Source organism: Microbulbifer sp. ALW1, assembly GCF_009903625.1.
GTDB lineage: Bacteria > Pseudomonadota > Gammaproteobacteria > Pseudomonadales > Cellvibrionaceae > Microbulbifer.
In genome coordinates, this window is sequence record NZ_CP047569.1 from 3978232 (window position 1) to 3990329 (window position 12098).

Below are 12098 nucleotides of genomic sequence, written 5' to 3' on the forward strand. Positions count from 1 at the left end.
GCAATGCTCAAAGCGAAAGACATGCGGACTGCATCGAGAGGTATCACCATGCGCTGGCGTCAGGGTCGCAGAAGTTCGAATGTGGAAGATCGCCGTGGAGAGCCCTCCCCCGGTGGCGGTGGTGGCCTTGGAGGTCTTGGCAATTTGCTTGCCCTGGCCCCTTTGCTACTGCGCAGCAAGCGGGGCTGGTTAATCCTGCTGGCCCTCGGGGCGCTCTACTATTTCGGCGGCAACCTCTTCAGTGGTATGCAAAGCACCGAGTCCCCGAGCCTCGGACCGGACTCACAGACCGCGCCCGGCACCCAGGGCACCGATGACGAGGTCGCGCAGTTTGTCTCGGTGGTGCTGGCCGATACCGAAGACACCTGGGGGAAACTGTTCCAGCAGGCTGGAGGCCAATATGTTGCGCCCAAGCTGGTACTTTATAACGATGCCGTGCGCTCCGCCTGCGGACTTAGCTCCGCGGCCGTGGGGCCCTTCTATTGCCCCGGGGACGCCAAGGTCTACCTGGACCTGAACTTCCTGAACGAACTGAAAAAACTCGGCGCGCCGGGGGACTTCGCCTTCGCCTATGTGATCGCCCACGAGGTGGGGCACCATGTGCAGAATCAGATGGGCATATCGGCCAAAGTGCAGCAGGCGCGGATGCAGGCGGACAAAGTCACCGCGAACCGACTGTCGGTAATGCTGGAGTTACAGGCGGACTGCTACGCCGGTGTCTGGGCATTTTATGCCCACCGGGACCGCAACATGCTGGAACCCGGCGACATAGAGGAAGGCCTGCGCGCCGCCGCTGCGGTCGGTGACGACCACCTGCAAAGACGCTCCGGCCGCGCCGTCTCCCCCGACGCCTTCACCCACGGCAGCGCCGAACAGCGCGCCTACTGGTTCAGGCAGGGCTTCACCACCGGCGACGTGAACAAGTGCAATACGTTTGCAGCACTATCGGGCCAATAATTGAGCCAGAAAGTTTTTAAAGAAATCCTGTGGCACTGCCGCTAAGCTTGCCCACTCATCAGGAAATTTCATTTTTATAGATAAGGGAGAATCCCGTGCCTAGAGCAACAGCCCGCCACATTCTGGTAGAAACCGAAGCCCAGTGCCTGGATCTGAAAAAGCAGATCGAAGATGGTGCCGACTTTGGCAAAATTGCCCAGCAGTTTTCCAAGTGCCCTTCCGGCCGCAGCGGCGGTGATCTGGGTGAGTTCAGCCAGGGTCAGATGGTGCCGGAATTCGACAAGGTCGTATTCAACGATGAGTTGAACAAGGTGCACGGCCCGGTGAAAACCCAGTTTGGTTATCACCTGTTAGAAGTCACCAGCCGTAAAGATTGATTTATCCGCTCCTGACTTCAGTTCATTGCACTGAATTCAGAAGCGAAGGCGTCGATGCCGAGTACAGCCTTGCGAGACCTTCCGCGAGAGGGACCTCGCGGAAGAGCCCCCATGGATGGGTTGAGGGGGAGCGCCTAGCTCGAGTCTCGCAAGGCTGTACTCGGCAGCGACACCGCCACCAAGGCAATTTAGCAGCAGTTACTCAGCGCTGGTCTCAGCCTGCCACTCAAACAGGTTCATTTCGATAAAGAAGAAGGCCACCAGCCACAGGAACGCATCCCAGAAATCCAGGAAACTGCCATTAACACCCCAGTAAATGGCGCACAGCAGCAAGGTGAAATACAACAACCCCTTGATCACCTGGGAATAACGCATGATGGAATCAGACAGCTGGTGACGCAGCTGCAGCCAGACGTCAAAGGCCAGAATCGCCACCACCAGCAGCCAGGCACCGGCATTGATCACATCCACCCACGCCAGCCACTGAATCTCACGCCACACCGCCGCATCACCCACAATCTGCGCATCCGCCAGACGCAGCAGATGGGCATCCGCCAGCGAACCGCAATTGGCCGCGGTCAGCGCCACATAATCATCTTGCTCCAACACCATCGACCAGCCACCGCTCGCCGCCAGATCACAGGCGCTTTCCGTCACCGGCAGCAGATGGGTCAGGGACACCATCTCAGAAACATAGCCGTAGAAGGAGTAGACGATAAACACATAACAGAAAACGGAAATGCCGTTTAGCAGCCACTTGGTAGATCCCTTGAGCTTTTCATCGGACAACACCCAGGTTTCCAGCTCAAACACCAACAGCAGCAACACCCAGGCCAGGGTATCGATGGAATCATTGTAGGCTTCGATGATTTTTCCGATGCTGACACCATCGGCGAATACCGTGCCCGCCGCCGCATGGTTTTCCAGGAAGAAGGCGTAGACGTTATAAGTCAGCAGGAAGTAAACGGTGTACTTGAAGAGACGAAAAAGCGTGTAACGATTAACGGGAATCCCGGCCAAAGAGACCACCTCAGACATTGGCGACGCACCTCTGATAGCGTGTTTATTATTTTTCCCGACTCTCCGCAGCGAGAGTGGTTATGCGAATCGTGATGAGAAACGCAAATATCGAATAATTGTTCGGTTTTTGCAACTACTGACGGGCATTTTTTCGCCAAAAGCTGACAAGCGCGGCATTTCCGGTCACCTTGCCACTGCGGCGCAACGGCGAGCCTGCCCCGGTCAGCCGGCGCCCCAATCCCGCGGCGCAGCGTTCTCAGTAACCGCACCCTCGCCCCGGCGCGCATCGACACCACCGCTGAACTTGCTGCCAGAAGGCACAGGTTCCTTGGCCCGCGCAGAGTCCGCTGTTTTCGGCGCAATCGGCTGCGGATGTTTTATCTCGAGCTCGCTGCGCGCTTTTGAGGTAGCGACCGCGTTCTGCCCCTCGCGCCCGGCAGCGCCATCATCGAACAGTTTGTCAAATCGCACCTTCGGGTCCGACCATTCACCGTTGATCCGATAGCTGACACTCGCCACCCGATCCACCTGTTTCTTGAATACCTTACTGATCAGATAGACCCCCGCCGCCGCCGGCAGGCCACCGGCCAGTGCCGCCACAAACGCCAGGTTGTTGCCCACGGGCAATGTCGCCACCAGCGTCAGATTCAGGTCTTCGCGCTGTAAATTAACCCGTCCGGCCATCTGCAATTCGCTTGTGGGCCCCTCAACCTGAATGGGTACCGCAATCAACAGCTCACCATCACCCTCAAAGTACACCTCACCGTGTACCCGGTCGAAGGTCAGCCCGCTTTGTACCAGGTCGGAAAAATCCAGTCGCAGGCGCCGCGCCCAGGTGTCGAAATTGAACAGCGAGAGCAGCCGCAAGAGTGATGTACCCGCGTTATCTTCGGCGCGCAGGAAGCTGCCGTTGCGGATATCAATACCGATCTCCCCCGACAAGCCATTGGCGTTGACCATTGCCGGCGACCCATCCCAGCGCAGAGCGGTGTCAAAAATGGCGCTGCGGCTTTGCATGGCGGCCTCCTGGCCCCAGGCTTCCAACACCTGCCCCAGGTCTTCACCGCGCAGACGACCGATAAACTGGGACGACTCCCGCCCCTGCGCATCGCGCATCCACATCAGCTGCGCACCGAGACGATTCTCTCCTTCGCCACGCCCCTCGATCTGAATACCGCGCATGGCGCCGCGAATCTCGCTGATCACCAGACGCTCCGCCGAAGGTCGCAGCTGGAAGGACCAGGGGCCCATGGACTCGTCCCCCAGCCACAGGCCCTCGGTGCTGAAATCCACCGGTGGCAGGCTGGCAAAATCAAAGCCCGACCAACGATCTACAGCGGGCGTTTGCGCGGCGGCATCGGCGGTTTCACCGGAGGTTTCTGCGACTGCGGTATCGCTCTCGCTTCCCTTGCTGAGGGCCGGCAGGCGCAAGTGATCCAATGACAGCTTCAGTGGTGTGGTGGAGTTGAGCGCGCCGGCGAGTTCACCGGCGGCGGTTTCGCTATCAAACGCCAACTGCCAGTCCCCACCCAGCCCGCGACCGCGCACATGGATATTTTCGATGCGGGTTGACTCGGAAACCTGCAGCAGGTCGGTACTCAGGTCCAGGGAAATCGGCAGGACGGGCTCGCTGGCCTCCGCCGGCTGCTGGGGCCTACCCGCCCCCTCAGCGACCGGTGCCTGATCGGCCGCAACCGCCTGAGCAGCGGCGGCGGATTGGGTGTTTTTCGCATCGGAGTAGATCGTCAGCGCCTGCTTCCACGGCTGCAATTCCACCCGCGGCAGGTCACCGATAATGGATATTCCAGGTGACTCCGGCAGTTTCGCTTCGGCGTTGAGGGCAATGGCCGCGCGCTCCAATTGCCCATCTACCTGCCAGATTTGCCCCTGCAAATGCTCACCATAACTGAGGTGGTAGAGATTGCCCTGCTCGCCAATCGGCACCCGCATCACAAAGCGGGACTTGTCACCGGCGGGCTTTTTCAGTGGCTCCGGCAGGTTGACCGCTACCTGTTCCAGGTCTGAGGACAGCTCCAGCACCGCCGCGTAGGGTTTCTCCTTGGCTTGAGCGGGAATGGTAATACGGGCGGTATAGTCCAGCGCGCCATCCAGCCACTGCAATTCCGGTCGCTGGCTCCACTCGCCAATACTCGCGGTTTCCGCCTTACCGTGAATCACCACCTGGGTATCACGCTCCGCCCCTGCCCCCAGGTGCTGAATGGTGGCGCGCAGCGGCTGCCCCCACAACTGCCCGCGGAAGCTCGAACCTTTGAGACCGTCGACACTGTGGTAGCGCACGTTGCCATTCAGCTGGTCTATGTCCAACCGCAGATTCTGCAGTGACAGCCTGGCGCCGGAGAGCGCCAGATCCACCTGCTGGCTGGGTTCAAAACGCGCGCCACCCAGAGGCTGCGTGATATGCAGGCTGCCCTGCATCTCCCCGTCCAGCGCCCAGTGATCAAAGGCGCTACCCAGCTTGTCGCGCAGTGGCGAATCCTGCAGCAGCTTCAGTCCATCCGCAGCCGGACCCGCCAGCTGTGCCCGCACATCGAGCCTTGAGCCTTCCGCTTCCGGGGAAACCCGTACCGCTACATTGGCCCCATCCACATGCCACAGGCGTGCTTTGGGCGCCACCACCAAAACATTGCGGTCATTGATCCCCAGATGCCCCTGAACATTTTCTGCGGCGGGCCAACCGGCGGCATATTTAAGGCTGCTATTGGCGATATCCGCCTGTAACTGAACCGTCTGGCGATAGTCGTGTTGCCCCAGCGCCAGCAAGTCCTTGTCGTCACCGTCTTTGTAGCTGTAACCCCGGTAGACAAACCCGGCACTGGGAATCTGTCCGTCGTTGTTGCGGCCAACGCTCTCATTCAGCCACTTGCGCAGATCACTGCTCACCACCGTGGGCACCAGATTGCGCTGGTCCGTCACCGTCACATTGCGCAAGCCCAGGGCGAGAGTGAAGTCGGCCGCGCGGGAGTGTGGCACCAGCGGGATCTGCAGCAGGAACTGGCCGCGAAAGGCTCCGCCCGAAGGAGAAGAAGCTCCGCCAGCGGCCGCTACGGCGTTCGCAGCCTTGCCCGAAGCCGCATCCAGCATCAGAGGTCCGGAATACACAGACACCGTGTTGTGATCGCGATCAATATCCCAGGCAACGGTGCCCCGGGCCGCCGCAAAGGCAAAGGGAGCGTCATAGAGTAAGGGGAAGTGGGCGCTGAAGCCGTCGTGACTGTCCAGCTCTACCCAGCCGCCCTGGCCATTGAGAGAAAGGAATCCGTTAACGCCGGACACCGCTGGCGCACCGCGGTGGGCACCGGCACTGACCTGATGCAGATTCGCCGCCACCGAGACTTCACCATCGGTGCGCGACAGACGCACGTTCTGCAAGTCGCCGCTGGGCTCCAGCGCCCGCAGCCACTCGTCGGCCTTTTCGGGAATGAGCTCCAGCACCCGCAGTACCCGGTGCCAGGCTTGCAGTTCGATTTGATCCACCGCCAGCTGCAGATTACCTGACTGGTCGCCACTGGCCTGTAAATTGATGTCAGGCACTTCCAGCTGCTGCCAATTGAGCCCCAGCTGCTGCAATACCAGTTCCCACGACTGACCCGGCCGCCAACGCCCGGAGAGATTACTGGACAGCGCGTTCAGGGTTTCCAGGGCGCCCACGGATCCCGGCGCCGATTCCTGCGCAGATTCCGATCCCGGTGCCGCGTCAGGGGCCGCTACCTGGGCGAGACTCAGATCCCCGCGCAGACTGTAGCCCGACTTGGCATCCGAGTTGAGCCACAGTCGCCCCCCGGCCAGCTTGCGGCCCGGCCAGTAAAATTTCTCGGGCAGTGGGGATAACTGGTACAGAAGGTTGACCAGATCGGCGTCGACCAGCAACTCGTTCAGCTGCACATAACCGCGCAGGGAAAAATCCTCGGCGCGGCGCGGATTGCCGCGCCCTTCCAGAACCAGACGCAGGCTCTCTTCACCAGTGTGCAGGCTTTCCATGGCACCGCTCACGAATGCCTTCGCCACCAGGCGGTGAAAGCTGCCGCTGTTTTCCAATAGGATTTCCGGCAGATCCAGGTTCGCAGACTGGCCATCGGTCAGGGTCAGGCCGATGTGGGCATCCCGCACCAGGACTTTCGGGCCCAGCTGAAATATCCGCGCGGGATCCCCAAGGCGTGTCGTCGCTGTCGAACTCGGCTCTCCTTCCGGCCTGGCCGTCAGCGGGAATCCATGCACTTGCCAACCACCTTCGGCGCGCTGCTCGAGATGCGCCGAAAAGCCATCCACCTCTAAGTTTTTCCAGATCAGCTCGCGGTTCCAGAGACTGGCCAGAAGATCCAGGTGAAACAGGCCCCGCTGCAGCTTGACCTGCCCCTCGGCACCGATGTTGAGCCCATCGATCTGCAGCGCCACTTCCAGCGCCTGCCAACGCAGGGAAATATGCTCGAGGGAAACCGGAGCGCCCAGGCGAGCGGACAGCCACTGGCCAATTTCAGGGCTGTATTTGCCGACTTGGGGCGACAGAATGCGCCCGGTCTGCACCAGGATCGCGAGGGAGATCACGATCGCGACCACCAGCAACCAGAACTTGCGGGCAAACCAGCGCAGCCACAGCATCAGGAGCATCCCCCCAAGGCCTGCGGTAAGCGCGCGGCGGTGCCGGTTGGTAGCAAGTCACACCAGTACAATGTCGTACTGCTCCTGGTTGTAAATGGGCTCCACCTGAAACTGGATGGGGCGGCGGATAAATTCTTCCAGATCCGCCACATTGGCAGACTCTTCGTCCAACAGCAGGTCAATCACCACCTGGCTGGCCAGTACCATGATCTTGTCACTGTCGTAGGCCCGGGCCTCACGAATGATCTCGCGGAAAATCTCGTAACACACGGTCTCTGCAGTTTTCAGGGTGCCGCGACCCGCGCACACGGAACAGGGCTCACAGAGTATCTGGCCGAGGGATTCACGAGTGCGCTTGCGGGTCATTTCCACCAGGCCCAGCTCGGATACCCCGGTAATGCTGTTTTTCGCGTGGTCCCGCTCCAGGGATTTCTCCAGGGTGCGCAACACCTGGCGCTGGTGCTCCGGGTCCTGCATATCGATAAAGTCGATGATGATGATGCCACCCAGATTGCGCAGGCGCAGCTGGCGGGCGATGGCGGTAGCCGCTTCCAGGTTGGTCTTGAAGATGGTCTCTTCCAGATTGCGGTGACCCACGAATGCACCGGTGTTCACATCGATGGTGCTCATGGCCTCGGTTTGCTCAACGATCAGGTAACCGCCGGACTTGAGGGTGACTTTGTTCTGCAGGGCCTTGCGGATTTCCTCTTCCACACCGTAGAGATCGAACAGCGGCCGCTCGCCGGGATAGTGTTCGATACGTGGGGCAATTTCCGGGGCGTACTTACTGGAGAACTTGGCCGCGCGGGCGTGGGCCTCGCGGGAGTCGATGCGGATTTTTTCCGTGTGGGGCCGCGCCAGGTCGCGCAGGGCGCGCATAAACAGCGGCAGGTCTTCATAAATGATGGCGGGCTCTTTTTCGGCCTTGACCCGCTGCTCCAGCTCTTTCCAGAGTTTGTACAGGAAAGGGATATCCCGCAGCAGCTCTTCTTCGCTTACCCCTTCCGCCACCGTGCGCAGGATAAAGCCACCGTCACCGCTGTGGCCCTCTTCTTCGAGTTTGGCGGATGCCAGATCCACCAGCGCGCGCAGTCGCTCGCGCTCGCCTTCATCCTCGATGCGGTTGGAAATACCGATGTGTCGGGTCTGCGGCATATACACGAGATAGCGCGCCGACACCGACAGGTGCGTGGTCAACCGCGCGCCCTTGCTGGAAATCGGGTCTTTCACCACCTGCACCACCAGGGACTGGCCCTCACGCACCAGGGCGCGAATATCCGCCACTTCGCCCTCGCGGGACTCCATGCCGTCTTTGTCCAATGGGGCAATATCCGAGGCGTGGATAAATCCGGCGCGCTCCAGGCCGATATCCACAAACGCCGCCTGCATCCCCGGCAGCACGCGCACCACTTTGCCCTTGTATATATTGCCGACGATACCGCGGCGGGCGGTGCGCTCCAGATAGACTTCCTGCAGTACGCCGTTTTCCACCAGCGCCACGCGGGTTTCCATCGGCGCCACATTGATGAGTAATTCTTCGCTCATGGGGCCGTAACTCCTAAATCATCCCTGCGTCTGACCGCTTGTCAAACTGCCAGTACTCGATACCCGCCTGCTCCAGAAATCCGGCCAGCGCCTCCAGGGGCAAGCCGACCACGTTGCTGTAACTGCCGGAGATGGACTCCACCAACAGCGCGCCCATGCCCTGAATCCCGTAGCCGCCGGCTTTATCGGCGGGCTCGCCGGTATTCCAATAGCCCTCGATCAGGCGCCGGTCCAGCGCGCGGAACCGCACCCGGGTTTCCACCACTTTGCGGTAGCTGGCGTCGGCACCGGAGAGGCAGATGGCGGTGAGCACCGAGTGTTCAGTTCCAGACATCAGGCGCATCATGCGGGCAAAATCGGTGAAATCCCGGGGTTTTTCCAGTATCTCGCCACCGGCAACACCCAGGGTATCCGCCCCCAGGGACCAAAGGTTACTGTTGCGGTCACCCTCGATACCGGCCAGCGCCAGGCCCGCGCGCGACTTCTCCTCTGCCAGACGCAGAACATAATCTCTTGGGCTTTCCCCGGGCGAGCGAGTTTCCACAATATCCGTCGCTGCGGTGGAAAAAGGCACCCCAATCTGCATCAACAACGCCGCCCGCCGCGGTGACGCGGAGGCCAGAATAAGGCGCTGTGGCCGCGCATCGGATGGCGGCACTCGGGGTTCAAAGTCTGGCACGGACACTACTTATGGTTATTAATGGTCTGGATGTTCTGCAAACGGCCGACACGGAATCGGCATTGGGCCAGATTATAGCGGCAGCGCTCGAAAATTAACCGCACTCACCGCTGGTCTTTACAGTTTTTTGCCCTGTGATTCGGGCCCAGGCAGGCGCATTCTAGTCGCACTGCATTAATGGCAGGTTAATCCCGGTGGCGCCCGGCGCCAATGCAGGAGCCGGGAACCGCTAACGTACCTGCAGGCGCGATGCCGTCAGGTGTAGCCAGGGTGTGACCAGCGGCCACAACAGCGCGGTGGTCAGCGCCGGCCACAAAAAGGTGAGGCCCGGTACCGTCTTGCCCGCGAGGCTGTGCACCCAGTTGCCCAACAATTGATTGATTCCCACCAGCACAAACACCCACATCAGCTGCTGGGCGGGGTTGAATGCGCGGGTGCGCCTATAGGTCAGCAGGCTGAAGTAGGCCAGTACCCCCAGCGCCAGGGCATGGGCCCCGAGCGTGGACCCGGTCACCAGATCCTCTACCAGACCCACCATCCAGGCAAAGCCCACCCCCAGCTCCTGAGGCATACGGGTCGTCCAGAAAATCACCAGCAACGCACAGAACGCCGGGCGAAACCACAACCAGTTGGTTGGCAAAGGCATGACCGCCAACAGCAGGGCAACGAAAATTGTAAGCAGGATAAACCAGCGATTGTGGGCATCCATGGTATTCAGTCCTGACTGTCGATGACCGCCAGCACAAAGCGACTGCGATTCATCAGCCCCCGCGGCTGCACATCCACATCTGCGAAGGCGCGACCAGGATCCCGCTTCACCGAGATAACCTCGCCCACCGGGTAACCGGCGGGGAAACGCCCGCCAAGGCCGGAGCTCAGAAGCAGGTCACCCTCGCGGATATCGCTGGTATTGGCCAGATGGCGGAGCTTGAGGCGGTAAAGATCGCCAGTACCTTCGGCCACGGCGCGCACGCTGTTGCGCAGTACCTGAACTGGCAGCGCATGGTTGGCGTCGGTGATCAACAGCACCCGGCTGGAGAAATCGCCGGCTTCGATCACCTGGCCCAGCAAGCCACTGGCATCCATGATGGCCGCGCCCTGGCGTATGCCATCGCTGCGGCCCTTGTCGATAATCAACACATGCTCGAGGGGATCGGGGGAAACGCCGATGACCTGGGCTACCAGTACCCGCTGGTCGACACTCTCGGCCGAGTTCATCAGCTCTTTCAGCTGGGTATTTTCCGCACGCACCGCCGCCAGCAGCTGGGTCTGCTGCTCCAGCAGCATGACCTGGTGCTTGAGGCGGCCGTTTTCCTCTTCCAACTCTTCCCGGGTACGCAGCGTTTCCTCCGCCCAGTCCCCGACTCGGGAGGGCGTACCGGTGATCCAGTAGAAAGGCGCGGCGAGACTGGAAAGGCGCTCGCGCACCGGATCCAGCCAATCGGTGTAGAGATTGATAACGATCAGCGCAGCCGCCACCAGTCCCAGCACGATGATGCGGGATTCCGGAGACGGGCCTCGGGTAAATAGCGGCTTAATGGGCAGCTCCCCATTAACAGGTCAAAGACGGTGTTTTATTGTTCGTGCACGCAAGTCCCTGCGTGTATAGATTCGGCGGCACCCGGTCCTGTGCCGCCGCTTTGCGCTCGATATCAGTTGGAAACCAGATACAGGCGGCTCTTGTCCATCATATCCAGCGCCTGGCCACCGCCGCGGGCAACACAGGTCAGCGGGTCGTCGGCAACGATCACCGGCAGGCCGGATTCTTCCATCAGCAGGCGATCCAGGTCCCGCAGCAACGCACCACCACCGGTCAGCACCATACCGCGCTCGGCGATATCGGAAGCCAGCTCGGGGGGAGATTGCTCCAGCGCACTTTTCACCGCCTGCACGATGCCGGACAGCGGCTCCTGTAGCGCTTCCAGAATCTCATCACTGTTCAGGGTGAAGCTGCGCGGCACCCCTTCCGCCAGGTTGCGACCTCGCACGTCGATTTCGCGCACTTCACTGCCGGCGTAGGCACAACCGATCTCTTCCTTGATCCGCTCTGCAGTGGCATCACCAATGACGCTGCCGTAGTTGCGGCGTACATAATTGACGATGGCCTCATCAAAGCGGTCACCGCCAATACGCACGGAGTCGGAATAGACCACACCGTTCAGGGAGATGATGGCGATCTCGGTGGTACCACCGCCGATGTCCACCACCATGGAACCGCTGGCTTCTTCTACCTTGATACCCGCGCCGATGGCCGCAGCCATGGGCTCTTCGATCAGCCACACCTCACGGGCACCGGCACCGAGGGCAGACTCGCGGATTGCGCGGCGCTCCACTTCGGTGGACTGGCAGGGCACACACACCAGCACGCGAGGGCTGGGGCGCATCCAGCTGTTTTCATGCACTTTCTTGATGAAGTGCTGCAGCATTTTTTCGGTCACCTGGAAGTCGGCAATAACCCCGTCCTTCATCGGACGAATGGCGGTGATGTTGCCCGGGGTACGGCCCAGCATACGCTTGGCTTCTACACCGACCGCTTCCACGATTTTGGTGCCGTTATAGTGGCGAATGGCTACAACAGAGGGTTCGTCGAGGACTACGCCGCGATCGCGCACGTAGATCAGCGTGTTGGCAGTACCCAGGTCGATAGAGAGATCACTGGAGAACATGCCCCGCAAACGTTTAAACATGGAATTCGGTTACCTTAATCTTGAAGTACAACACCTGAAGTGGAATCGGGTTCAGGTGCCGCATAGCGCTGACCGGGCCCCCTGCCAGCGCCCCCGGTTGAGGGAAGCGTTACAGGGTAATTAGTCCGCGCAAATAATTCTGTGTTCCGGACAGCGTTTTTGTCCGATCTTCGTCAAATAAGCCAGATGTCTCAGAGCTCTGGCCAGAATCGGCAA

The 12098-nt window shown here is 60.5% G+C and carries 9 protein-coding genes; 2 read left to right on the top strand and 7 right to left on the bottom strand.

Annotated elements, in window-relative coordinates; translation table 11 throughout:
- Positions 1 to 48: 48 nt before the first annotated feature.
- Together GRX76_RS16485 and GRX76_RS16490 are read left to right on the top strand one after the other, a co-directional pair.
- The gene (locus tag GRX76_RS16485) at positions 49 to 957 is read left to right on the top strand and encodes a neutral zinc metallopeptidase (RefSeq protein WP_160154302.1); all 909 of its coding nucleotides are present in this window, start codon (positions 49 to 51) and stop codon (positions 955 to 957) included.
- A gap of 95 nt (positions 958 to 1052) precedes the next feature.
- Entirely contained in the window at positions 1053 to 1334 is a 282-nt protein-coding gene (locus tag GRX76_RS16490; RefSeq protein ID WP_160154303.1) for a peptidylprolyl isomerase, read from the top strand.
- A 198-nt stretch (positions 1335 to 1532) separates the two neighbouring features.
- On the opposite strand, the gene GRX76_RS16495 is transcribed toward GRX76_RS16490, so the two are convergent.
- The 7 genes from GRX76_RS16495 to GRX76_RS16525 all read right to left on the bottom strand — a co-directional run bounded on the left by GRX76_RS16495 (position 1533) and on the right by GRX76_RS16525 (position 11882).
- Positions 1533 to 2372 (bottom strand): hypothetical protein, encoded by an 840-nt coding sequence (locus GRX76_RS16495; protein WP_160154304.1) that lies wholly within the window; start codon positions 2370 to 2372, stop codon positions 1533 to 1535.
- 204 nt (positions 2373 to 2576) lie between these two features.
- Positions 2577 to 6980: a YhdP family protein gene (locus tag GRX76_RS16500; protein ID WP_236250434.1), complete on the bottom strand. Its 4404-nt coding sequence runs from the start codon at positions 6978 to 6980 to the stop codon at positions 2577 to 2579.
- 48 nt (positions 6981 to 7028) lie between these two features.
- Entirely contained in the window at positions 7029 to 8516 is a 1488-nt protein-coding gene (gene rng, locus GRX76_RS16505; RefSeq protein ID WP_160154305.1) for a ribonuclease G, read from the bottom strand.
- Between the two features lie 13 nt (positions 8517 to 8529).
- Positions 8530 to 9195 (bottom strand): nucleoside triphosphate pyrophosphatase, encoded by a 666-nt coding sequence (locus tag GRX76_RS16510; protein WP_236250435.1) that lies wholly within the window; start codon positions 9193 to 9195, stop codon positions 8530 to 8532.
- Positions 9196 to 9424: 229 nt separating this feature from the next.
- Positions 9425 to 9904, bottom strand: a complete 480-nt coding sequence (gene mreD, locus GRX76_RS16515) for a rod shape-determining protein MreD (RefSeq protein WP_160154306.1) — start codon at positions 9902 to 9904, stop codon at positions 9425 to 9427.
- A 5-nt stretch (positions 9905 to 9909) separates the two neighbouring features.
- Positions 9910 to 10740 carry a rod shape-determining protein MreC gene (mreC, locus tag GRX76_RS16520; protein WP_282450215.1) on the bottom strand — a complete coding sequence of 277 codons (831 nt, stop codon included), beginning with the start codon at positions 10738 to 10740 and terminating at the stop codon, positions 9910 to 9912.
- A 107-nt stretch (positions 10741 to 10847) separates the two neighbouring features.
- Complete coding sequence (locus GRX76_RS16525; protein ID WP_160154307.1) at positions 10848 to 11882, bottom strand: rod shape-determining protein; 1035 nt, start codon at positions 11880 to 11882, stop codon at positions 10848 to 10850.
- Positions 11883 to 12098: the final 216 nt, after the last annotated feature.

What these genes read in the sequence shown, in the direction of transcription:
- GRX76_RS16495 (WP_160154304.1), bottom strand. Translation starts at nt 2,372, where the DNA reads ATGTCTGAGGTGGTCTCTTTGGCCGGGATTCCCGTTAATCGTTACACG.
- mreD (WP_160154306.1), bottom strand. Translation starts at nt 9,904, where the DNA reads ATGGATGCCCACAATCGCTGGTTTATCCTGCTTACAATTTTCGTTGCC.
- GRX76_RS16525 (WP_160154307.1), bottom strand. Translation starts at nt 11,882, where the DNA reads ATGTTTAAACGTTTGCGGGGCATGTTCTCCAGTGATCTCTCTATCGAC.
- rng (WP_160154305.1), bottom strand. Translation starts at nt 8,516, where the DNA reads ATGAGCGAAGAATTACTCATCAATGTGGCGCCGATGGAAACCCGCGTG.
- GRX76_RS16485 (WP_160154302.1), top strand. Translation starts at nt 49, where the DNA reads ATGCGCTGGCGTCAGGGTCGCAGAAGTTCGAATGTGGAAGATCGCCGT.
- GRX76_RS16500 (WP_236250434.1), bottom strand. Translation starts at nt 6,980, where the DNA reads ATGCTCCTGATGCTGTGGCTGCGCTGGTTTGCCCGCAAGTTCTGGTTG.